Below are 23,010 nucleotides of genomic sequence, written 5' to 3'. Positions count from 1 at the left end.
CCGGCCTGCCCGCCTGTCTTGGACCTGACAGGCAAAACTGGCGGCAAACCCACGTACCACTGTGGTATTGCCGGGCAGCGATGCATGAAAACAAGGCCGCAAGCCGTTATAGAGCCACCTGATTTTGCCACAGGCGCGCGCGTGCCTTCAAATCGTTGTTGTGCAGGTGCAACAAGCTTCCATTCTCCACGCGCGCTTCCCCTGCGACCCATACATCGGTCACGTGTTCCCGGCCGGCAGCATAGACAAGATGCGATACGGGTGAGTAGCACGGTCGCGTCGCTGCGTCGTCGAGGCTGACCGCACACAGGTCTGCACTCTTGCCGGTGGCGATGGAACCCGTTTCAGCATCAAGGCCCAGCGCGCGCGCGCCGCCCAGTGTTGCCATGTGCAACAGGTGGCCGGCTGCAAGCGCGGCGGCGTCGCCAGAGGTGAGCTTTGCCAGCAGGCCAGCGTGGCGCATCTCCTGAAACATGTCCAGCCTGTTGTTGCTGGCGGCACCGTCGGTGCCCAACCCGATATTGACGCCGGCCGCAGTCAGCGCGGCGGTCGGGCTTGCGCCGCTGGCCAGCTTCATGTTCGACGTCGGGCAATGCGCAACGCTGGCGCCCTCGCGGGCGAGCAGGGCGATGTCGTCGTCGGTCAGGTGTACTGAATGGACGGCGATCAGGTTGGGGCCGACGAGGCCGAGCCGGCGCAGCCGCTCGAGCGGACGCACGCCGTGTTGTGCGATGCCTTGTTCGATCTCGTCGGCGGTTTCGTGGATGTGCATATGGACTGGCAGATCCAGTTGCTCGGCCATTGTGCGGACGCGTTCGAAAGTGGCGTCTGAAACCGTGTAGGGCGCGTGCGGCGCCAGCGTGAAGTGAAGCAGCGCCTCGTGCTTGAAGCGATCGCGCACGGCCAGGCCCTTGCTGAGGTACTGGTCGGCATCGGCCGCCCAAGCGCTCGGGAATTCCAGTACGACGATGCCCAGTGCGGCGCGCATGCCAGCCTCGAGCGCCGCCTCGGCCGCTGCATCCGGGAAGAAGTACATGTCGCTGAAGGTGGTGACGCCGCCGCGCAGCATTTCGGCGCAGGCGAGCAGCGTGCCGTCGCGCACGAAATCGTGGCTCACGTGCTTCTGTTCGGCCGGCCAGATGTGCTCGGTCAGCCAGCGCATCAGTGGCTGGTCGTCGGCGTAGCCACGCAGCAGGTTCATCGCGGCGTGAGCGTGCAGGTTTATCAGGCCGGGGATGAGCACGTGCTCGCCGAGCGTACGCAGCGTGCGCGGCCGGTAGCGGCGGCGCGCCTCGTCCGACGGCAGCAGATCGGCGATCCGCCCGTCCTGCACGGCAACGGCGTGATGTTCGAGTACCACGCCGGCCGGCTCGACCGGGATGACCCAGCGGGCCTCGATCAGCAGGTCGATGTCGGTCTGGGCTTCGTGGCTCTGCATGGCGGACGGATTCGGCTGGTCTGATTCAGGTGGCGCAGTGTAGTCCGGCGGCTGCCCGCTGAGGGGCCCCGAGGACGATGCAAGCGCATGTTAAACTTGCGGTTTGGCTGAACAAACCGGCGGTTTTCAATGCGCCGGGTTCATTTCAACAGACAGCCGACGTCCGCCCGATCCCCCGATGACCACATCTTTTGCCAAGGAAACACTGCCCATTTCGCTCGAAGACGAAATGCGGCACTCCTATCTCGATTACGCGATGAGCGTGATCGTCGGCCGCGCGCTGCCCGATGTGCGCGACGGCCTGAAACCCGTGCATCGACGTGTGCTGTTCGCGATGCACGAAGCGAACATCACGCACAGCCGCCCTTATGTGAAGTGCGCGCGCGTGGTCGGTGACGTGATGGGTAAGTATCACCCGCACGGCGATTCGGCGATCTACGACACGCTGGTGCGGATGGCGCAGGACTTCTCGCTGCGCTACACGCTGATCGACGGTCAGGGCAACTTCGGTTCGGTCGACGGCGACAACGCCGCGGCAATGCGTTACACCGAGTGCCGTCTGGACAAGATCGCGGCCGAACTGCTGGCCGACATCGACAAGGAAACCGTCGATTTCGGACCGAACTACGACGGCAAGGAGCAGGAACCGCTGGTTCTGCCCAGTCGCATCCCCAATCTGCTGATCAACGGCAGCGCCGGCATCGCGGTCGGCATGGCGACCAACATCCCGCCGCACAATCTTGGCGAGGTGCTCGACGCCTGCCAGTTGCTGCTGAAAGAGCCGGAAACGACGATCGAACAGCTGATCGACATCGTGCAGGCGCCCGATTTCCCGACCAGCGGCCTGATTTACGGGCTGTCCGGTGTGCGCGAGGGCTATCTGACCGGCCGTGGCCGTGTCGTGATGCGTGCACGCACCCACTTCGAGGACATCGACCGCGGCAACCGTCAGGCCATCATCGTCGACGAACTGCCGTACCAGGTGAACAAGAAAACCCTGCTCGAGCGCATCGCCGAGCTGGTGAACGAGAAGAAGGTCGAGGGTATCTCCGACATCCGCGACGAGTCGGACAAATCCGGTATGCGCGTGGTGATCGAGCTGAAGCGCGGCGAGGTGCCGGAAGTCATTCTGAACAACCTGTACAAGCTGACCCAGCTTCAGGACACCTTCGGCATGAACATGGTGGCGCTGGTCGACGGCCGTCCGCGCCTGCTGAACCTGCGCGACATGCTGGACTGCTTCCTGTCGCACCGCCGCGAGGTGATCACCCGCCGCACCGTGTTCGAACTGCGCAAGGCGCGCGAACGCGGTCACGTGCTGGAAGGTCTGGCCGTTGCGCTGTCCAACATCGACGAAATCATCGCGCTGATCAAGGCCTCGGCTTCGCGTGCTGAAGCGCAGGTGGCGCTGATGGACCGCGCCTGGAAGTCGCCGCTGGTCGATGAAATGCTGGCCCGCGCTGGCGCCGAATCCTTCCGTCCGGACGGGCTGGATGCCGCATTCGGCTCCTTTGCCGACGGCTACCGCATGTCGGACGCGCAGGCCAAGGCCATTCTCGACATGCAGCTCGCGCGCCTGACCGGGCTGGAGCAGGAAAAGATCATGTCGGAGTACAAGGAGGTGATCGAACAGATCATCGACCTGCTCGACATCCTGGCTCGCCCGGAGCGGATCAACTGGATCATCTCCGACGAAATGCGCCAGATCCGCGAACAGTTCGCCGACGGCCGCAAGTCGGAAATCATCGTGCACACGCAGGATCTCGGCATCGAGGACCTGATCGCGCAGCAGGACATGGTGGTCACGCTGTCCCACGGGGGCTACTTCAAGCGCCAGCCGCTGGCCGATTACCGTTCGCAGAAGCGCGGCGGGCGCGGCAAGCAGGCGGCGGCGGTGAAGGAAGACGATTTCGTCGACCAGCTCTTCGTCGCCAACACGCACGACTACATCCTGTGTTTCTCGAACCGCGGCCGTGTCTATTGGCTGAAGGTCTATGAGGTGCCGGAGGGGTCGCGCAATTCGCGCGGCAAGCCCATCGTGAATCTGTTCCCGCTGTTCGAGGGCGAGAAGATCACCGCGGTACTTCCGGTCAAGGAGTTCGACGAAGATCACTACATCTTCATGGCGACGGGTCGTGGCACCGTGAAGAAGACGCCGTTGGCCGACTTCGGCAACCCGCGCAAGGCAGGCATCATCGCCGTCGACCTCGACGAGGGTGACGCGCTGATCGGCGTGGCGATCACCGATGGCTCGGACGACATCATGTTGTTCTCCGACGCCGGCAAGGCGGTGCGCTTCGCCGAGGCCGACGTGCGCCCGATGGGCCGTACCGCGCGCGGCGTGCGCGGCATGATGCTGGAGGACGGTCAGAGCGTGATCTGCATGCTGGTTTCGAAGAACGACGAGCTGAGTGTGCTGACTGCGACCGAGAACGGCTTTGGCAAGCGCACCCGGGTCACCGAGTACCCGAAGCACGGCCGCGGCACGAAGGGCGTCATTGCCATCCAGACCAGCGAGCGCAACGGCGGCGTGGTCGGTGCGGTGCTGGTCGAGCCGACCGACGAAATCATGCTGATCTCGACCGGTGGCGTGCTCATCCGCACCAAGGTGGTGGACATCCGTGAAATGGGACGCTCAACCCAGGGCGTCACGCTGATCAACCTCGACGACGGCACCTTGCTGGCCGGCCTGGAGAAGGTGATCGAGAGCGACAGCGAGCAGGACGCCGAAGCGGATGCCGACATCGATACCGACGCGGACGCCGCAGCCGGCGAGGGCGAGGAATAGGAAGGGCGATGCGTGCGCGCGCGTACAACTTCGGAGCCGGTCCGGCCATGATGCCGGACGCAGTGATCGAACGTATCGCGCGCGAGTGGCAGAACTTCCGCGGCGAGGGCTACTCCGCGATGGAGCTGGGTCATCGCAGCGAGCACTTCGCCGACATTCACGCCCGCGCCAAGGCTGATCTGCGTGAACTGCTGGCGGTGCCTGAAACGCACCACATCCTGTTCCTGCACGGCGGCGCCACACCGCATTTCGCGATGGTGCCGCTCAATCTCGCGCAGCCGGGGCAGAGTGCGGACTACATCCACACCGGCTACTGGTCGGACAAGGCGATGGCCGAGGCGACCTCGCTGGTGAACGTGCGCATTGCGGCGAGTGCCGCCGCCAGCGAATTCGATCGCGTACCCGAGCGCGCCGGCTGGCAGCTCGACCCGGCCGCGGCCTATGTGCACATCTGCGCCAATGAAACGATAGGCGGCGTCGAGTTTGCCGACTATCCGGACACCGGAGACGTGCCGCTGGTGGCCGACATGTCGTCCAACATCCTGTCGCAGCCGCTCGACGTCGCGCGTTTCGGCCTGATCTACGCCGGCGCGCAGAAGAACATCGGTCCCGCAGGCCTGGCCATCGTCATCATCCGTGACGACCTGCTCGGCCGCGTGCGCAGTAGCGTGCCGTCGGTGATGAACTACGCGCGTCACGTCGAATGGGATTCGATGTACAACACGCCCGCGGCCTTTGCCATCTGGGTGGCAGGCCTGGTGTTCGAGCATGTGAAGAAGGAAGGCGGCGTAATCGAGATGGCGCGCCGCAGCGCAGCGAAGGCGAAGTGCATCTACGACGTGCTGAACGCCTCGCAGTTGTACACGAACCGTATCCAGCCGGCTTCGCGCTCGCGCATGAACGTGCCCTTCTTCCTGCGCGAGCCGCGGCTGGAGACACGTTTTCTCGACGGTGCGCGTCGGCGCGGTTTGCTGAACCTGAAGGGCCACCGTGCGACCGGCGGCATCCGCGCCTCGCTTTACAACGCGATGCCGCTCGACGGCGCGCGCGAGCTGGCCGAGTACATGACTGAATTTGAACGCAGACACGGTTGAATGATGGCCTCCGATCCGAGCTCGAACGACGAACTACTGAAACTGCGCGACGCCATCGATGCGATCGACACCCAGGTGCTGCAGCTCATTTCCGAGCGGGCGCGGCACGCGCACCGCATCGGCGAAATCAAGCATGGCAACATTTACCGCCCGGAGCGCGAGGCGCAGGTGCTGCGTCGGCTGGCAGACGACAATCCGGGCCCGCTGCCGCCGCAGGCGGTGAAGACCGTGTTCCGCGAAATCATGTCGGTCTGTCTGGCGCTGGAGCAGCCGCTGACGGTCGCTTTTCTGGGACCGGTCGGCACCTTCTCGGAGAGCGCGGCGCGCCGTCATTTCGGTTCCGCCCCGACCTTCATGCCGCACGCCACGATCGATGACGTGTTCCGCGCGGTCGAGTCGGGCAATGCGTCCTACGGCGTCGTGCCGGTCGAGAATTCGACTGAGGGTGCGGTCGGTCGCACGCTGGACATGCTGCTCAGCACGACACAGATGGTGTGCGGCGAAGTGATGTTGCGTGTCGAGCAGAACCTGATGACGCGCGACACGCCGCTGAAGGACATCCGTTGCGTCTATTCGCACGCGCAGTCGCTGGCGCAGTGCCACGAGTGGCTGAACCGCAACCTGCCTGGCGTGCCGGTCATCGCGGTGGCCAGCAACGCCGAGGCGGCGATCCGCGCCTCGGAGGAAGAGCGTGCCGCGGCGATCGCCGGTGAAGCGGCTGCGGCTGCATATGGCCTGAAGATACTGGCGGCGAACATCGAGGACGATCCAGCCAATACGACGCGCTTCCTGGTGATCGGCGAACACGATGCCGGCCCGTCCGGACGCGACAAGACCTCGATGATCTTCACCGTGCAGAACAAGTCGGGCGCTGTCGTGCGTCTGCTTCAACCGCTGGCCGAGCAGGGCGTCAGCATGACCAAGCTGCAGTCGCGGCCGGTGCGCGGCTTTGGCAACGGTGGCTGGCAGTACGTGTTCTATGTCGATATCGAAGGTCACCAGAGCGAACCCGCGGTGAGCGAAGCACTCTCACGCATCCGTGCCGAGGCCGGTTCGTTGAAGGTGCTCGGTTCCTACCCCGTTTCCGTGAGCAGTTCATGAGCGTCTTCGATCGCGCTTCGGCGCACATCCGTTCGATTTCCCCTTACCAGCCGGGCAAGCCGATTTCCGAGCTGGCCCGAGAGATGGCGCTGGACGAGGCCGGCATCGTCAAGCTGGCGTCCAACGAGAATCCGCTCGGCATGAGCGACAAGGCCAGGGCGGCCGCGGTGGCGGCGATTGCCGAAGTGCCGCGCTATCCGGATGGCAACGGTTTCGACCTGAAGCAGGCCGTGTCGCGTCATCACGATGTCGCGATGAACCAGATCGTGCTCGGCAACGGTTCGAACGACATTCTCGAAATGGTCGCCCGCGCGCTGCTCGGCCCGGGCAGCAGCGCCGTCTATTCGAAGCATGCCTTCGCCGTCTATCCGCTGGCCACGCTGGCGGCCGGTGCCACCGGCATCGAAGTGCCGGCGCTCGACTATGGCTGCGATCTCGACGCGATGCGCGCGGCCATCCGCGACGACACGCGCGTGGTGTTCATCGCCAACCCGAACAATCCGACCGGTACTTTCATCGAGGCCGGCGCGCTGGAGCGTTTTGTCGCCGCCGTGCCGCGCGACGTGCTGGTGGTGCTGGACGAGGCCTACAGCGAGTACCTGCCTTCACATCTCGCCTACGACAGCGCCCGCTGGCTCGAGCGTTACCCGAACCTGCTGGTGTCGCGCACCTTCTCCAAGGCCTATGGTCTGGCCGGTCTGCGCGTTGGCTATGGCATTGGCCAGCCGGACGTGATAGACCTGCTCAATCGGGTGCGTCAGCCCTTCAACGTCACCAACGTCGGTCTGGCGGCTGCCGTCGCCGCATTGGCGGACCAGGACTTCGTGCGCCGCTCGGCCGAACTGAACGCGGCCGGCCTGAAGCAGATGGAAGCCTTCTTCGACGCGGCTGGCATCGGCTACATCCGCTCCTACGGCAACTTCATCGCCTTCCGCGCCGGTGACGGTGCAGCCGTCAACCGCCGGCTGCTGGAGCAGGGCGTCATCGTGCGGCCGATTGCCGGCTATGCGATGCCCGAGTGGCTGCGGGTGTCGATCGGCCTCGAAGCCGAGAACGCACGCTTCATCGACGCACTGAAGAAGGCGCTGGCGTGAGCGCACCGCTGATCGGACGTCTGGTCGTCGTCGGCGTCGGCCTGATCGGCGGCTCCTTTGCCGCTGCACTGCGCCGTGCCGGCCAGGTCGGGGAAATCGTCGGTGTCGGCCGCAGTGCCGAGAGCAAGCGCGAAGCGCTGGAGCTCGGCCTGATCGATCGCGCCGAATCCGACTGGGCCGCGGCGCTCGCGGGCGCCGACCTGGTGCTGCTGGCGATGCCGGTCGGCCAGATGGACGCGGTCATGTCGGCGATGCTGCCCCACCTGTCGCCGCATACCGTGGTCACCGATGCCGGCAGCACCAAGGGCGACGTCGTCGTGGCGGCCCGCCGCTGCTTCGGCGACCGTGTGGGTCAGTTCGTGCCCGGGCATCCGATCGCCGGTGCCGAGAAGAGTGGACCCCAGGCGGCGCGTGCCGATCTGTACGAACGGCGCCGCGTCGTGCTGACGCCGCTGGCCGAGAACGGCGGCGCGGCCATCGAACTGGTGCGCCAGGCCTGGCTGGCCTGCGGCGCACTGCTGACGGTCACCACGCCGGAGCACCACGACCGCTGGCTGGCGTCGGTCAGCCATCTGCCGCATCTGCTGTCCTTCGCGCTGGTGTCGGAACTGGCTGCGCGTCCGAACGCCGAGGAGATCTTCAACCTTGCGGGCGGCGGTTTTCGCGATTTCACCCGCATCGCCGCCAGTCATCCGGAAATGTGGCGCGACATCTTCTTCGCCAATCGCGAAGCGCTGCTGACAGAACTGAGTGCCTACGAAACAGAACTTGCACGCTACCGCGCACTGATTGAATCCGGTGACGCCGCCGGCCTCGAAGTGCTGATCGGCACCGCGCGCGAAGCACGTACCGCCTGGGCGCAACGCCAGGGCTGAACACAACATGAGGCGCCCCGGCGCCGTCCGAACACGATGAAGACCGAATTCCTCGACCTCCCGCCCGTATCGTCCGCCCGCGGCACGCTGCGGCTTCCCGGCTCCAAGAGCATTTCCAACCGCGCGCTGCTGCTGGCCGCACTGGCCGAGGGCGATACGCTGCTGCACGACCTGCTGTCGTCGGACGACGTCGATCGCATGCTCGACGCGCTGCGCACGCTGTCCGTGGACTGGCGCCATGCCGGTGGCGACGACTACGTCATCAGTGGCACCGGTGGTCGTTTCCCGGTCAAGAAGGCGGATCTGTTCCTCGGCAATGCCGGTACCGCCTTCCGTCCGCTCACCGCCGTGCTGGCGCTGATGGGCGGCGAGTACCGGCTGCACGGCGTGCCGCGCATGCATGAGCGGCCGATCGGCGATCTGGTCGACGCGCTGCGCCAGGTCGGTGCCCGCATCGACTACGAGGGCAATGACGGCTTTCCGCCCTTGCGCATCCATCCGGCGCAGATCAACGACGTGCCGGTGGTGCGCGTGCGCGGCGATGTGTCCAGCCAGTTCCTGACCGGGCTGCTGATGGCCTTGCCGCTGATTGGGCGCGCCGTGCGCATCGAGGTCGAGGGCGAGCTGATTTCCAAGCCCTACGTCGACATCACGCTGGCGCTGATGCGCCAGTTCGGCGTCAACGCCGAGCGTGAGGGCTGGGCGGCGATCAATCTGCCGGCCGGCGCACGTTACGTGTCGCCCGGCGAGTGCTTCGTCGAGGGCGACGCGTCGTCCGCGTCGTATTTCCTTGCCGCAGGCGCCATCGGCGGAGGCCCGATGCGTGTCGAGGGCGTCGGTCGCGACTCGGTGCAGGGCGATGTCGCCTTCGCGCAGGCACTCGAACAGCTGGGCGCCGTGGTGGCGATGGGCCCGAACTGGATCGAGGCGCGCGCGCCCGAGGGCGGTCGTCTGCGCGCCTTCGATCTCGATCTGAATCACATTCCGGATGCCGCGATGACGCTGGCCATCTGCGCGCTGTTCGCCGACGGCCCGAGCCGGCTGCGCAATATCGCCAGCTGGCGGGTCAAGGAAACCGACCGCATTTCCGCGATGGCGATCGAACTGCGCAAGCTGGGCGCCGTTGTCGAGGAGGGCGCCGATTATCTCGCCATCACCCCGCCGGCGACCCTGACGCCGGGTGCTGCCATCGACACCTACGACGATCACCGGATGGCGATGTGCTTCTCGCTCGCTACGCTGGGTGGTGTGCCGGTGCGCATCATGGACCCGGGCTGCGTGGCCAAGACCTTCCCCGATTACTTCAAGCGCTGGTCGGAGGTGGCGGCATGAACGACGTTCCGGTCATTGCAATCGACGGCCCGTCGGCCTCCGGCAAAGGTACGGTCGCCGCGCGCGTTGCGGCGGCACTGGGATTTCACCTGCTGGACAGCGGCGCGCTCTACCGCCTGACCGCGGTGGCGGCGATGCGCGCCGGCGTGGCGCTCGACGACGAGCCGGCGCTCGGAAAACTCGCCGCGGCGCTCGATGTGCGCTTCGCTGACGGCTCAACCTGGCTGGCCGGCGAAGAGGTGTCGGACGCGATGCGCAGCGAGGCGGCGTCGGTTGGCGCCTCGAAGGTGGCCGTCTATGGCGCGGTGCGAGCCGCGCTGCTCGAGCGCCAGCGCGCCTTCCGGCAGCCGCCGGGGCTGGTCGGCGACGGCCGCGACATGGGTTCGGTGGTGTTTCCGGATGCCCGCCTGAAGGTATTCCTGACCGCCAGCGTCGAGATTCGCGCCGAACGCCGCTATAAGCAGTTGATCGAAAAAGGTGTTTCTGCTAGTCTGGAAAGTCTTTCGCAAGATTTGCGGGAACGGGACGAGCGGGATCGCAACCGGACACATGCGCCACTGGTGCAATTGCCCGATGCCATTCTGCTCGATACCAGTTCGATGACCGCGGATGCCGCCGTCCAGTTCGTGCTGGACGCGTGGGAAAAAGTGAAAGCGGGCTGAATGGCGTGTTCGCTTCCGGATGGTTCCGGATGCACGTCGGCAGTCCAAGGCGCACGGGGCGAGCAAGTCGCTCCCTGCTGTGTTCATACCTAACCCGTTGCCGCGCAAGCGGCTTTTGCCAATGTCCCAAGTTGCCCAGTCGTCCGACTCCATGGAAAGTTTTGCCGCGCTGTTCGAGGAAAGCCTCACGCGCCAGGAAATGCGCGCCGGTGAAGTCATCACCGCCGAAGTCATGCGCGTGGATCAGAATTTCGTCGTCGTCAATGCCGGCCTGAAGTCGGAAAGCTACATCTCGATCGACGAATTCCGCACCGATCGCGGTGAACTGACGGTCGCCCCCGGCGATTACGTCAGCGTTGCAATCGAAATGCTCGAGGACGGCTACGGTGAAACCCGCCTGTCCCGCGACAAGGCCAAGCGCATCGCCGCATGGAACGAACTGGAAAAGGCACTGGGCGATGGCTCCATCGTCAAGGGTCTGGTGTCGGGCAAGGTCAAGGGTGGTCTGACCGTCATGACCAACGGCATCCGCGCCTTCCTGCCGGGTTCGCTGGTCGACCTGCGTCCGGTCAAGGACACCACGCCGTACGAAAACAAGGAATTCGAATTCAAGGTCATCAAGCTCGACCGCAAGCGCAACAACGTCGTTGTGTCGCGTCGCGCCGTGCTCGAACTGACCGCCGGTGAAGAGCGCGAGAAGCTGCTCGAGAACCTCAAGGAAGGCACCGTCGTCAAGGGTATCGTCAAGAACATCACCGACTACGGCGCGTTCGTCGACCTCGGTGGTATCGACGGCCTGCTGCACATCACCGATCTGGCCTGGCGCCGCGTGCGTCACCCGTCGGAAGTGCTGGCGGTCGGTGACGAAGTCGAAGCCAAGGTGCTCAAGTTCGACGCCGAGAAGAACCGCGTGTCGCTGGGCCTCAAACAGCTGGGCGAAGATCCGTGGGTCGGCATCTCGCGCCGCTACCCGCAGGGCACCCGCCTGTTCGGCAAGGTGACCAACCTGACCGATTACGGCGCATTCGTCGAAATCGAGCAGGGCATCGAAGGCCTGGTCCACGTGTCCGAAATGGACTGGACCAACAAGAACATCCACCCGACCAAGGTTGTCCAGCTGGGCGACGAGGTCGAAGTGATGATTCTGGAAATCGACGAAGACCGTCGCCGGATTTCGCTGGGCATGAAGCAGTGCATGCCGAATCCGTGGGAAGACTTCTCGATGAACCACAAGAAGGGCGACAAGGTCCGCGGTCAGATCAAGTCGATCACCGACTTCGGCGTGTTCATCGGCCTGACCGGCGCCATCGATGGCCTGGTTCACCTGTCCGACCTGTCGTGGTCGCTGCCCGGCGAAGAAGCCGTGCGCAACTACAAGAAGGGCGACGAAGTCGAGGCCGTCGTGCTGTCGATCGATGTCGAGCGCGAGCGCATCTCGCTCGGCGTCAAGCAGATGGATGGAGACCCCTTCACCAACTTCATCGCCACCCACGACAAGAACAGCGTCGTCCGCGGCACCGTGAAGACGGTGGATGCCAAGGGCGCCGTGATCGCGCTGAACGAGGATGTCGAGGGCTACCTGCGCGCCTCGGAAGCTTCGCGTGACCGCGTCGAAGACCTGACGACCATCCTCAATGTCGGCGACGAAGTCGAGGCGATGATCGTCAATCTGGACCGCAAGACCCGTTCGATCACGCTGTCGGTGCGTGCGAAGGATCAGGCTGAACAGAACGACGCCATCCAGAAGATCCAGGCTGAAGGCACCTCCGCCAGCAGCGGTACGACCAATCTGGGCGCGCTGCTGAAGGCGAAGCTGAAGAACTCCTGATCGTCTCGCACGATCGGTGTTCACGTGACAACGCCGCCTGCGGGCGGCGTTGTCTTGTCATCACCCGGCAAGGTTGAAATCGCTCATCTGATACGTCATGACCAAATCCGAACTGATCACCCGGTTGGCCACCCGCTTCCCGCAACTGGTCGCCAAGGACGCCGATTACGCCGTGAAGATGATCCTCGATGAAATGACCGCAGCGCTGGTGCGCGGCGATCGGATCGAAATCCGCGGTTTCGGCAGCTTTTCGCTGAACCATCGCCCGCCGCGCGTGGGCCGCAACCCGAAGTCGGGCGAGAAGGTCATGGTGCCCGAGAAGCGGGTACCGCATTTCAAGGCGGGCAAGGAACTGCGCGAGCGCGTCGACAACGCGCTGAACACCGCAGGCCTCGTGGCCTGACATCCGCCGCAATGGCGATACTTAACTGGCTGCTGCGCATCGTCGTCTTCCTGTTGCTGCTCGGCCTCGCGGCCCGCAACAGTGATCCGGTGACGGTGCGCTTCTTCTTCGGACACGAGTGGCGCGTGGAGTTGTCTCTCGTACTGCTCGCCCTGTTCTTCTTCGGCGCCCTGCTGGGCACACTGGCCGGGTGGTCGCTGGCGCGCAGTCGCGCCGCGCACGACGGACAATCGCCGACCGCCGACTGATCCCCTTCCCACATGGAAATAGAACTTTGGTGGCTCCTGGCCCTGCCGCTCTTCTTCGGGCTGGGCTGGCTTGCCGCGCGCATCGACATCCGGCATTTGGTGCGCGAGTCGCGCGCGCTGCCGCGCTCCTACTTCGCCGGTCTGAATTTCCTGCTGAACGAACAGCCGGACCGCGCGATCGACTCCTTCATCGAGGCGACGAGCAAGGACCCGCAGACCGTGGAGCTGCAATTTGCGCTCGGCAATCTGTTCCGCCGCCGCGGTGAAACCGATCGTGCGATCCAGATCCATCAGGCGCTCGCCGCCCGCGAGGACGCGCGGGCCGAACAGCGGCTGAATGCTCGCCTCGAACTGGGTCTCGACTTCCTCAAGGCCGGACTGCTGGACCGCGCAGAGGAGGCATTCGTCGGCCTGCGCGGCAGTGCGGTCGATATCGAGGCCCTGCATCACCTGCTGGATATCTACCAGCAGGAAAAGGAATGGCACAAGGCGATCGACGTCGCCCGCGCGCTGCCGGAGAACGAATCGCACCGCGCGCAGAAGGACATCGCGCAGTTTCTGTGCGAACTCGCCACACAGGCGCTGGCGCAGTCCCGCATGGGCGACGCGCGGACCCTGCTCGGCGAGGCGCTGGCCACGCACCGCAAGTGCGTGCGCGCATTGATGCTGCTCGGTGATGCAGCCGCCGCTGAGCAGAAGTGGGAAGAGGCGATCGAACACTGGCAGCGCATCGAGCAGCAGAATCCGGTCTATCTGGCGCTGGTGGCCTCGCGCATGGCCGACGCCTACCGCAAGCTCGGACGCGAGCGTCAGGGCATCACGCTGCTGAAGAGTTATCTGGAGCGGCACGCATCGCTCGATCTGCTCGACGTCGTGTTCAAGGAGGAACTCGACGCCGAAGGCCCGGCCGGCGCGCTGACGCTGGTGCGCGAGGAGTTGCGCCGCAATCCCACCCTGCTTGGTCTGGACAAGCTGCTGGAGGCGCAGTTGCAGACGCTGCCGCCGGAGGCGCGCACCGATTCCGATCTGATGAAGAACATCATCCACGCGCACACGCGGCGCGTGGCGCGCTACCGTTGCGACAGCTGCGGCTTCAAGGCGCGCCAGTTCCACTGGCGCTGCCCGGCCTGCGGCGGCTGGGAAACCTATCCGCCCAAGCGCACCGAAGAATTCGACCTGACGCCCTGATCAACGCACCGAGCACCGCATGAGCCTGACGCTTCCCGATACCCGCAACGCGCGCATCCTGGTCGCTGGCGACGTGATGCTGGACCGCTACTGGTTCGGCGACGTGCAGCGCATCTCTCCCGAAGCGCCGGTGCCGGTGGTGAAGATCGACCGCGTCGAGGAAAGACCGGGCGGTGCGGCCAACGTGGCACGCAACTGCGCGGCACTCGGTGCGAAGGTGAGCCTGCTGTCGGTGGTCGGCGCCGACGACGCCGGTCGCACCCTGCGCGCGCAGATGAAGGCCGCACATATCGCGGCCAGCCTGCACGAAGATCCGCAGCTCGACACCACGATCAAACTGCGGGTGATCGGCCGCCAGCAGCAGTTGCTGCGCATCGATTTCGAGAGCGCGCCGGCGCGCGAGGTGCTGTGTGCCAAGCTCGACGAGTTCGCGCGCCGCGTGAAGGACGTCGACGTGGTCATCCTGTCCGACTACGGCAAGGGCGCGCTGGCGGACATCCGCGACATGATGGACATCGCGCGTGCGGCCGGAAAGCCGGTGCTGGTCGACCCCAAGGGCGACGACTACACGCGCTACGCTGGCGCCACGCTGCTCAAGCCCAACCGCAGCGAACTGCGCGAAGTGGTCGGCAGCTGGGCCGACGACGACGATCTGGCGCGCCGCGCCACCGCGCTGCGCGATGAACTGGGGCTGGGGGCGTTGCTGCTCACGCGCTCCGACGCGGGTATGAGTCTCTACGCTGCCGAAGGTGTGACGCACGAGCGCGCGCTGGCGCGCGAGGTGTACGACGTCAGCGGTGCCGGCGACACGGTGATCGCCGCGATGGCGGTCATGATGGCCAGCGGTTGCTCGCAGGTCGATGCAATGCGACTGGCCAATCGCGCGGCTGGCATCGTGGTCGGCAAGCTGGGAACCGCCGTGTGCGGGCTCGATGAACTCGCCGCCGACCTGCGCCACGGCGCCATCTGAGCGGTATCCTTCCACGGTCATCCTTCCGGGAGTCGTCATGCGTCGCCTGTTCTGCATGCTGCTGTGCCTGCTTGCCGCGCCCGCTTTTGCGGTACTCGACCTCAACAGTGCCACGGAAGCCGAACTCGACGCATTGCCCGGCGTCGGGCCGAGTCGCGCGCAGGCCATCATCGAGCACCGCACGAAGAACGGCCCCTTCACCTCGGTGGACGAACTGCGCAACGTGAAGGGCATCGGTGACAAGACCTTTGCCGAACTGAAGCCGCTGCTGGTCGTTGGCGCGGGCACGTCGGCATCCGTCGCGCCGCGTGCCAACGTGCCCGCAGCTCCGCAAGCCGCGCCGGCCCCGTCCGGCGGTTTTCCCTGGTGGATCGTGGCAGTCATTGCCGTCGGCGCAGCGCTCGCTTTCGTACTGATGCGCCGGCGCGGCACGCCGCAGGCGCCTGCACAGGTGCCGGTATCTGTGCCCGAAGCGCCTGTGCCGCCCGCCAGACCTGCCGCCGGCAGCGCACCGAAACCCGCCTCATCCTCGCCGCCGCCGCGTCCGGCGGGTGGCGCGACGCACGCCACGTCGGGTGACGTCTCGGCACCGCCGGCGCGACCGGCCGGTGCGCCGCCCCGGCCGGCGGGCAGCAGTGCGCCCGCCCAGTCGTCTGCCGCATCGGCCGACACTGCAGCAGATGCTCCATCGTCCGCGCCGCCAAAGCCGGCGGGCGCGCCACCCAAACCGGCCGGCTCGCGCTGAGACGGCCTCACCGACTCCAAGGCAGCCATGCAATACAAGACTCTCGAAGATTTCGTCGGCAATACGCCGCTGGTGCGCCTGCAGCGCATTCCGGGCGCCGACAACGACCGTCGCGGCAACGTCATCCTGGCGAAGCTGGAAGGCAATAACCCGGCCGGTTCGGTCAAGGACAGGCCGGCGCTGTCCATGATCAAGCGCGCGGAGGAGCGCGGCGACATCAAGCCGGGCGATACGCTGATCGAGGCGACCAGTGGCAACACCGGCATCGCGCTGGCGATGGTTGCGGCCATGCGCGGCTACAGGATGATTCTGGTGATGCCGGAGAACCAGAGCATCGAGCGTCGTCAGAGCATGGCCGCCTATGGCGCAGAACTGGTGCTGACGGCGAAGGAAGGCAGCATGGAACTGGCGCGCGATACGGCCGAGAAACTGCGCGACGAAGGCCGCGGCGTCATCCTCGACCAGTTCGGCAACAGCGACAATCCGCGCGCGCACATCGAAGGAACAGGGCCGGAGATCTGGCGTGACACCGACGGGCGTGTCACCCACTTCGTCAGTTCGATGGGCACCACCGGCACCATCATGGGCACCTCGACCTATCTGAAATCGCAGAACCCGGCGATCCAGATCATCGGCTGCCAGCCGGAAGAGGGCGCGCAGATTCCGGGCATACGCAAGTGGCCCGAGGCCTATCTGCCGAAGATCTACGACCGTAGCCGTGTCGATCGGCTGGAGTACGTCGGCCAGCACGACGCCGAGGAAATGACCCGCCGCCTGGCGCGTGAAGAGGGCATCTGCGCTGGCATCAGCTCAGGCGGCGCGATGGTCGTCGCGTTGCGCATCGCGGCCGAGGTCGAGAATGCGACCATCGTCAGCATCGTGTGCGACCGCGGCGACCGCTACCTCTCCACGGGTGTCTTCCCTTCCTGATCGCCTGCGGGGCTTCCTTCTTGCGCTGACGCTGGCGGCGATGCCGCTTGCCGCCGGTGCCGCGTTCGAGCTTCGCTTCGACCGGCTGTCGGCGGCGGCCATCACGCTGGACGACGTGCACGTCGAGGCGACGGCGCTGGACGGTGGCCGTGCGCGCGTCCGTGCGGCGCGGGCGCAGATCGCCGGGCACACGCTGCAGCAGGTGCAGCTCGACTGCGCGGATTTTTCCGCCTTGCCCGAACAGCGCTGTCGCGGTGGGGTGCTGCGCGCGCGCGGCTATGGCCCGTGGCCGCTCGAGTTTTCGGTGCGTGGTGCGCAACGGGTGCTCGACGCGAATGTCCGCTTCTCGCCGGACCTGCGTGTCACGGTCGGCGGCGCGCTGGCTGGCGCGAGTCCGCATCTGGCGCTGCAGGCAAAGGCGGTTGATATCGCCCGCCTGCTCGCGCTCGAGCCCGCGCTGCAGTCCTTGCTGAAGGACTATGCGCCGGCGGGGCGCGCCGACATCGAAGCCGTGCTGAAGGATTTCGGTGCCGCCCGATCCCCGCATGTCGAGGCGAGTCTGCTGCTGACCGATGCACGATTCGCGTCGGCTGACGGCCTGCGTGCCGCCGAGGGCATGTCGCTCGCGCTCGCTCTTGACGCCACCCGGCAGGGTGAGGACTGGCTCGGTCGCGCCTCGATTGACTGGCGGGCCGGCGAACTGCTGTGGGACAGCATTTACCTTAAAGGCGGCGGAACGACGCTGGCGAGCGACTTCGCGCTGACGGCCGGCGGCCTTGAACTGCGCGCCGGCACGCTGGATCTGGCCGGCGTCGGGCGGCTGAACCTGGAGGCGCTCTTCGCGCGGTCGCCGGCAACGCTGACGCGCGCGCGCGTCGAGGGTCGTTCGTTCGATCTCGACGCGCTGAACACGCGCTTTGTCGAGCCGCTGTTCGCCGCGCGCGGCTGGTCGACCTTCGCAGCGGCCGGCCGCGCCGACCTTGTCGCCGAGTTCGACCCACAGGGAGCGACGGCTGCGACGCTGCACCTGACCAATGCGGCGGTCGCCGACAAGTCGGGGCGCTGGTCGCTCGACGGCGTGACCGCGTTTCTTCCGTGGCGGCGCGATGAGCCGACCGAGCCGCACGCAGTGGTCAAGTCGGCGCACTTCGACCGCTTGCCCTTCGGCGCCTTCGAACTGAAAGCAAGCGTGGCGGCCGACCGGGTGTCGCTTGAACCGGTGCGCATCCCGGTGCTCGATGCCGGGCTGCGACTCAATCTGCTCGATTTCCAAAGGGCCGACGGCCGCTGGCGCGGCGATCTGTCCTTTGATCTGGAACCGGTGTCGATGCCGGAACTGAGCGAAGCGCTGGGCCTGCCGCGCATGGCAGGCAGCCTGGGTGCCAGTGTGCCGCACGTGAGTTGGCGCGACGGCGTGCTCTCACTGGACGGTCAATTGCTGATCCGCGTGTTCGACGGCTATGTTGCCGCCACCGGGCTGCGCGTCATCGAACCCCTAGGGACGACGCCGCGTGTTCTTGCCGACCTCCAGATGCGTTACATCGATCTGGAGGCGCTGACCGACACGGTGAAGTTCGGCCGCGTCACCGGCCGTCTCGACGGCGACGTGAAGGGGCTGGAACTGTTGCGCTGGCGGCCCGTGGCCTTCGCTGCGCACATACGGTCGAGTGAGGGTGACTATCCGCGCGTGATCAGCCAGAGAGCGGTGCAGAACATTACCGCGCTCGGCGGGCCGGGTGCGGCGGCGGCGATACAGCGCAGCTTCCTCGGTTTCTTCGAGCGCTTCGGCTATCGCCGGATCGGCCTGTCCTGCGTGCTGCGCGACGGGGTGTGCAATATGGACGGCATCGCGCCGCGCGGCGACGGATTCATGCTGATCGAGGGCGGCGGCATCCCGGCGCTCAGCGTGGTTGGCTACAATCGGCGCGTCGACTGGCCGGAGCTGATCGAGCGACTGCGGCGGGTGACCGACGCAAAGCCGGTCGTCAAATGAATGGAGACACGATGACAAGTGCAATGACCAGGACGATCTGCCTGATGTTGATGGGCGCTGCGCTGTCGGCGGCGTGCGTCACCATCAATATCTATTTCCCCGCTGCAGCCGCAGAGAAGGCAGCCGACCGCATCATCGACGAGGTATGGCAGCTGAAGAAGGAACAGGGCAGCAAGACCCAGCCGGAAGGAAGCCAGCAATGAACACACTGAAACGCATGGTCCTGCTCGGCGCGATGTGGGCGGCGACGGCATGGGCGCAGGGCAATATCGAAATCAACACGCCGGCGATCAGCCAGATCAAGTCAAGCATGCAGGCAAGGCATACGCAGCTTGCGCCGCATTACGCGTCTGGTGCGGTCGGTCTGGGTGCCGACGGCAACGTCGTGCTGCGCGATGCCAATGCAGTGCCGCTGGCGCAACGGCAGGCGGTACAGGGCCTTGTTGCGCAGGAGAACACGGACCGCGCCGCCCTCTACCGCGAGATCGCCCGCGCCAACGGTCACCCGGAATGGGAGACGGATATCCGCTCGACCTTTGCGCAGCGCTGGATCGAGCGCGCGCAATCGGGCTGGTACATCCAGTCCGGCGGGCAGTGGTCGCGCAAGTAAGTACATTCGAACAACAACACAAAGTCATCACGGGATTTTCATGGCCGCCGTACTCGTATTCGATATCGAAAGCATTCCGGACGTCGCTGGCATCCGCGCGCTCAACAATCTGCCGGATGAGCTGTCCGACGCAGAGGTGGCGGAGTTCGCCTTCCAGCAACGTCGCGCTGCCGTCGGTCACGATTTTCTTCCCCTTCACTTGCAGCGCGTGGTGGTCATTTCGTGCGCGTTGCGCGATGCGAAGTCGCTGAAAGTATGGTCGCTGTCCGAGCCGGAGAACGGCGAGGGCCAGATCATCCAGCGCTTCTACGAGGGCATCGAGAAGCTGACGCCGCAGATCGTGTCGTGGAATGGCGCCGGCTTCGACCTGCCGGTGCTGCACTACCGTGGCCTGATCCATGGCGTGACCGCGCCGCGCTACTGGGAAATGGGCGAGGGCGATGGCCCGGATGCACGCGAATTCAAGTGGAACAACTACATCAGCCGCTACCACTCGCGTCACCTCGATCTGATGGACCTGCTCGCGCTGTATCAGGGCCGTGGCAATGCGCCGCTCGACGATCTGGCGAAGCTGATCGGTTTCCCCGGCAAGCTGGGCATGGATGGGTCGGCGGTATGGGGTGCCTGGCAGCGCGGCGAGATTGCCGGCATCCGCGATTACTGCGAAACCGACGTGCTGAACACCTTCCTCGTGTTCCAGCGCTTCCAGTTGATGCGTGGTGTGCTTGACCGCGCGCAGTACGACGCCGAGATCGCTTTCGTGCGCGAGTGGCTGGCCACCCAGCCGGGTGATCACTGGAAGGAATATCTGGCGGCGTGGAAAACAGCCTGACTCCGCTGGCGTGAAAAAATGTCTTGAACGGGGGCGAGATTTCGCTATACTTGCGCCCTCTCTTCAGGCGCGTAGCTCAGCTGGTTAGAGCACCACCTTGACATGGTGGGGGTCGTTGGTTCGAGTCCAATCGCGCCTACCAACACACACTGCAGGGCTTGAAAGGCAGCGTTATGACACCGCGAACTCGTTTCACCCCGGTATCGATCACTGCCTGAGGCCTGCAGCCAAAGACGCACGTTCTGACGTGCGCAGACAGAAAAGTGCGGCCAAGGCCGCACTTTTTTTTCGTCCATAGATTTCATTACATCCCCGTTACCGATTTCCGGAGCAAGACCATGGTCAACATCACCCTGCCTGATGGTTCGGTCCGCAGTTTCGAATCCGCCGTGACCGTACGCGACGTCGCCGCATCGATCGGCGCAGGTCTTGCGAAGGCGGCCTTGGCCGGTCGTGTGGACGGCAAGCTCGTCGATACCTCCTTCGTCATCGAGAACGACGCGCAGCTGGCCATCGTGACCGACAAGGACGCCGATGGCCTCGACATGATCCGTCACTCGACGGCTCACCTGCTGGCCTACGCGGTGAAGGAGCTGTTCCCGGATGCCCAGGTGACTATCGGCCCGGTGATCGACAACGGTTTCTATTACGACTTCTCGTACAAGCGCCCATTCACGCCGGAAGATCTGGTGGCGATCGAACAGCGCATGGCCGAACTGGCGAAGAAGGACATCCCGGTGTCGCGCGAGGTGTGGCAACGCGACAAGGCAGTCGACTTCTTCAAGTCCATCGGCGAGCACTACAAGGCGGAAATCATCGCGTCGATTCCGGCCGACCAGGACGTATCGCTGTACCGCGAAGGCGATTTCATCGACCTGTGCCGCGGCCCGCACGTGCCGTCCACCGGCAAGCTGAAGGTGTTCAAGCTGATGAAGGTGGCCGGTGCCTACTGGCGGGGTGACGCGAAGAACGAAATGCTCCAGCGCATCTATGGCACCGCTTGGGCGAAGAAGGACGAGCAGGACGCCTACCTCAACATGCTGGAAGAAGCGGAAAAGCGCGATCACCGCCGCCTGGCCAAGCAGCTCGACCTCTTTCACATGCAGGAAGAGGCGCCGGGCATGGTGTTCTGGCACCCGAAGGGCTGGGTGGTATGGCAGCAGATCGAGCAGTACATGCGCACTGCGCTCGACAAGGCCGGCTACCGCGAAGTGAAGACGCCGCTGATGATGGACCGTGTGCTGTGGGAGAAGTCCGGCCACTGGGAAAACTACCGCGAGAATATGTTCACCACCGAGTCGGAGAAGCGCGACTACGCGGTGAAGCCGATGAACTGCCCGGGCCACGTGCAGATATTCAACAACACGCTCCACTCCTACCGCGACCTGCCGCTGCGTATCGCCGAATTCGGCTCCTGCCACCGTAACGAGCCGTCCGGCGCGCTGCATGGCCTGATGCGCGTGCGCGGTTTCGTGCAGGACGACGCGCACATCTTCTGCACCGAAGGTCAGATCACGTCGGAAGTGATCGCCTTCAACGAACTGCTGCAGACCGTGTATCGCGATTTCGGCTTCACCGACGTCGCGGTCAAGCTGTCGCTGCGTCCGCCGAAGCGGGCCGGTTCCGACGACGTGTGGGATCGCGCCGAGGCGGGCTTGCGGGATGCGCTGTCGGCATCCGGCATGCAGTGGGAGGAACTGCCGGGCGAGGGGGCCTTCTATGGTCCGAAGATCGAGTACCACATCAAGGACGCGATCGGTCGCTCGTGGCAGTGCGGCACGCTGCAGCTCGACTTCGTGCTGCCTGAGCGTCTGCACGCCGAGTACGTGGCGGAGGACAACTCGCGCCAGCGACCGGTCATGCTGCACCGCGCCGTGCTCGGTTCGCTTGAGCGTTTCATCGGCATCCTGATCGAAAACCACGCTGGAAACTTCCCTTTGTGGCTCGCGCCGGTGCAGGCCGTCGTGATGAGCATCACCGAAGCCCAGGCCGATTACGCTCAAACCGTTGCAAATGCGCTACGTGACGCCGGTCTGCGCGTCGAATGCGATTTGCGCGGAGAGAAAATAAACTATAAAATCCGCGAACATAGCTTGCAAAAGCTGCCTTACCAGATTGTCGTAGGCGACAAGGAGAAGGCAGCCAACGTGGTGGCCGTGCGTGCCCGCGGAAATATCGATCTCGGGCAGATGCCTTTGAGCGACCTGATTCAGCGCTTCGCTGATGAAATCGCTTCCCGGGGCATCGATCGCACGGCTTGATTTTTTTCGTCTCGGGAGTACGAGCATCAGTCAGCAAAAATCGCAGCGCACCAATTCGGAGATCAACGCCCCTGAAATCCGCCTCGTAGGCGACGAGGGCGAACAGCTTGGAATCATGTCTTCACGCCAGGCATTGGCCATGGCGGAAGAGGCCGGGCTCGATCTGGTCGAAATTGCGCCGCTTGCCAAGCCGCCGGTCTGTCGTCTGATGGACTTCGGCAAGTTCAAGTACCAGGAAGCCAAGCGTGCTGCCGAGGCGAAGTCGAAGCAGAAGCAGATCCAGGTCAAGGAAGTCAAATTCCGTCCGGGTACGGACGAGGGTGACTACCAGATCAAGCTGCGCAACCTGACCCGCTTTCTTCAGGACGGCGACAAGGCGAAGGTGACCCTTCGTTTCCGCGGTCGTGAAATGGCGCACCAGGAGTTCGGTATCCGCTTGCTGGAACGCGTGAAGACTGATCTCGAAGCGCTGGCCGTGGTCGAGCAGTTTCCGAAGCTTGAAGGGCGACAGCTGATCATGGTGCTGGCTCCCCAGAAGAAGAAGGTTTGACCGACGCTTCTCAGGAATCTGCCGGGGTGATACCTGGCGATGCGCGAGGCAAAAGCCTCGCGTCGCCG

Annotated in this window: 21 protein-coding genes and 1 tRNA gene; 21 read left to right on the top strand and 1 reads right to left on the bottom strand. The window is 65.0% G+C overall.

Going from position 1 to position 23,010, the window contains the following annotated elements; translation table 11 throughout:
- Positions 1-106: 106 nt before the first annotated feature.
- The gene (locus METFAM1_RS0108150) at positions 107-1,438 is read right to left on the bottom strand and encodes a TRZ/ATZ family hydrolase (protein WP_019919113.1); all 1,332 of its coding nucleotides are present in this window, start codon (positions 1,436-1,438) and stop codon (positions 107-109) included.
- A gap of 178 nt (positions 1,439-1,616) precedes the next feature.
- Here METFAM1_RS0108150 and gyrA point away from each other — a divergent pair, with 178 nt between their 5' ends.
- The 21 genes from gyrA (at position 1,617) to infC (ending at position 22,942) form a co-directional block, all read left to right on the top strand.
- The gene (gene gyrA, locus METFAM1_RS0108145; protein ID WP_019919112.1) at positions 1,617-4,226 is read left to right on the top strand and encodes a DNA gyrase subunit A; all 2,610 of its coding nucleotides are present in this window, start codon (positions 1,617-1,619) and stop codon (positions 4,224-4,226) included.
- An 8-nt stretch (positions 4,227-4,234) separates the two neighbouring features.
- A complete protein-coding gene (gene serC / locus METFAM1_RS0108140) occupies positions 4,235-5,320 on the top strand; it encodes a 3-phosphoserine/phosphohydroxythreonine transaminase (RefSeq protein WP_019919111.1) in 1,086 nt (361 codons plus the stop codon).
- Positions 5,321-6,421: a prephenate dehydratase gene (gene pheA, locus METFAM1_RS0108135; RefSeq protein ID WP_019919110.1), complete on the top strand. Its 1,101-nt coding sequence runs from the start codon at positions 5,321-5,323 to the stop codon at positions 6,419-6,421.
- Entirely contained in the window at positions 6,418-7,515 is a 1,098-nt protein-coding gene (gene hisC / locus METFAM1_RS0108130) for a histidinol-phosphate transaminase (RefSeq protein WP_019919109.1), read from the top strand. Before pheA ends, hisC begins: the two co-directional genes overlap by 4 nt.
- On the top strand, positions 7,512-8,390 hold the full coding sequence (locus tag METFAM1_RS0108125; protein ID WP_019919108.1) for a prephenate dehydrogenase: 879 nt from the start codon (positions 7,512-7,514) through the stop codon (positions 8,388-8,390). The genes hisC and METFAM1_RS0108125 overlap by 4 nt, the downstream gene beginning before the upstream one ends.
- Positions 8,391-8,426: 36 nt before the next feature.
- Positions 8,427-9,722: a 3-phosphoshikimate 1-carboxyvinyltransferase gene (aroA, locus tag METFAM1_RS0108120; protein ID WP_027491033.1), complete on the top strand. Its 1,296-nt coding sequence runs from the start codon at positions 8,427-8,429 to the stop codon at positions 9,720-9,722.
- Complete coding sequence (gene cmk / locus METFAM1_RS0108115) at positions 9,719-10,384, top strand: (d)CMP kinase (RefSeq protein ID WP_029644330.1); 666 nt, start codon at positions 9,719-9,721, stop codon at positions 10,382-10,384. The genes aroA and cmk overlap by 4 nt, the downstream gene beginning before the upstream one ends.
- A gap of 121 nt (positions 10,385-10,505) precedes the next feature.
- Positions 10,506-12,212, top strand: coding sequence for a 30S ribosomal protein S1 (gene rpsA / locus METFAM1_RS0108110; RefSeq protein WP_024300568.1), 1,707 nt, complete (start codon positions 10,506-10,508; stop codon positions 12,210-12,212).
- A gap of 97 nt (positions 12,213-12,309) precedes the next feature.
- Positions 12,310-12,615, top strand: coding sequence for an integration host factor subunit beta (locus METFAM1_RS0108105; RefSeq protein WP_019919106.1), 306 nt, complete (start codon positions 12,310-12,312; stop codon positions 12,613-12,615).
- Positions 12,616-12,626: 11 nt separating this feature from the next.
- A complete protein-coding gene (locus tag METFAM1_RS0108100; protein WP_019919105.1) occupies positions 12,627-12,863 on the top strand; it encodes a LapA family protein in 237 nt (78 codons plus the stop codon).
- A gap of 12 nt (positions 12,864-12,875) precedes the next feature.
- Entirely contained in the window at positions 12,876-14,051 is a 1,176-nt protein-coding gene (gene lapB / locus METFAM1_RS0108095) for a lipopolysaccharide assembly protein LapB (RefSeq protein ID WP_019919104.1), read from the top strand.
- Between the two features lie 19 nt (positions 14,052-14,070).
- Positions 14,071-15,021 carry a D-glycero-beta-D-manno-heptose-7-phosphate kinase gene (gene rfaE1, locus METFAM1_RS0108090; protein ID WP_019919103.1) on the top strand — a complete coding sequence of 317 codons (951 nt, stop codon included), beginning with the start codon at positions 14,071-14,073 and terminating at the stop codon, positions 15,019-15,021.
- A gap of 37 nt (positions 15,022-15,058) precedes the next feature.
- Positions 15,059-15,766, top strand: a complete 708-nt coding sequence (locus METFAM1_RS0108085; protein ID WP_019919102.1) for a ComEA family DNA-binding protein — start codon at positions 15,059-15,061, stop codon at positions 15,764-15,766.
- A gap of 27 nt (positions 15,767-15,793) precedes the next feature.
- The gene (gene cysM / locus METFAM1_RS0108080) at positions 15,794-16,696 is read left to right on the top strand and encodes a cysteine synthase CysM (RefSeq protein ID WP_019919101.1); all 903 of its coding nucleotides are present in this window, start codon (positions 15,794-15,796) and stop codon (positions 16,694-16,696) included.
- Positions 16,680-18,689, top strand: coding sequence for a hypothetical protein (locus METFAM1_RS0108075; RefSeq protein ID WP_027491031.1), 2,010 nt, complete (start codon positions 16,680-16,682; stop codon positions 18,687-18,689). Before cysM ends, METFAM1_RS0108075 begins: the two co-directional genes overlap by 17 nt.
- A gap of 23 nt (positions 18,690-18,712) precedes the next feature.
- Entirely contained in the window at positions 18,713-18,892 is a 180-nt protein-coding gene (locus METFAM1_RS0108070; RefSeq protein WP_020647628.1) for a hypothetical protein, read from the top strand.
- Positions 18,889-19,299, top strand: coding sequence for a YdbL family probable chaperone protein (locus METFAM1_RS0108065; protein ID WP_019919098.1), 411 nt, complete (start codon positions 18,889-18,891; stop codon positions 19,297-19,299). Before METFAM1_RS0108070 ends, METFAM1_RS0108065 begins: the two co-directional genes overlap by 4 nt.
- Positions 19,300-19,339: 40 nt before the next feature.
- Positions 19,340-20,131 carry a 3'-5' exonuclease gene (locus tag METFAM1_RS0108060; protein ID WP_019919097.1) on the top strand — a complete coding sequence of 264 codons (792 nt, stop codon included), beginning with the start codon at positions 19,340-19,342 and terminating at the stop codon, positions 20,129-20,131.
- Positions 20,132-20,196: 65 nt separating this feature from the next.
- Positions 20,197-20,273 (top strand) — tRNA-Val (locus tag METFAM1_RS0108055).
- Positions 20,274-20,469: 196 nt separating this feature from the next.
- Positions 20,470-22,392, top strand: a complete 1,923-nt coding sequence (thrS, locus tag METFAM1_RS0108050; RefSeq protein WP_019919096.1) for a threonine--tRNA ligase — start codon at positions 20,470-20,472, stop codon at positions 22,390-22,392.
- Positions 22,355-22,942, top strand: coding sequence for a translation initiation factor IF-3 (infC, locus tag METFAM1_RS0108045; RefSeq protein WP_081627197.1), 588 nt, complete (start codon positions 22,355-22,357; stop codon positions 22,940-22,942). Before thrS ends, infC begins: the two co-directional genes overlap by 38 nt.
- The last annotated feature ends 68 nt before the right edge of the window (positions 22,943-23,010 follow it).

The sequence above is a fragment of the Methyloversatilis discipulorum genome (assembly GCF_000527135.1).
GTDB classification, from domain to species: Bacteria; Pseudomonadota; Gammaproteobacteria; order Burkholderiales; family Rhodocyclaceae; genus Methyloversatilis; species Methyloversatilis discipulorum.
Note: the sequence above shows the minus strand (reverse complement) of the source record. Positions and strands in the feature narration are given on the sequence as shown.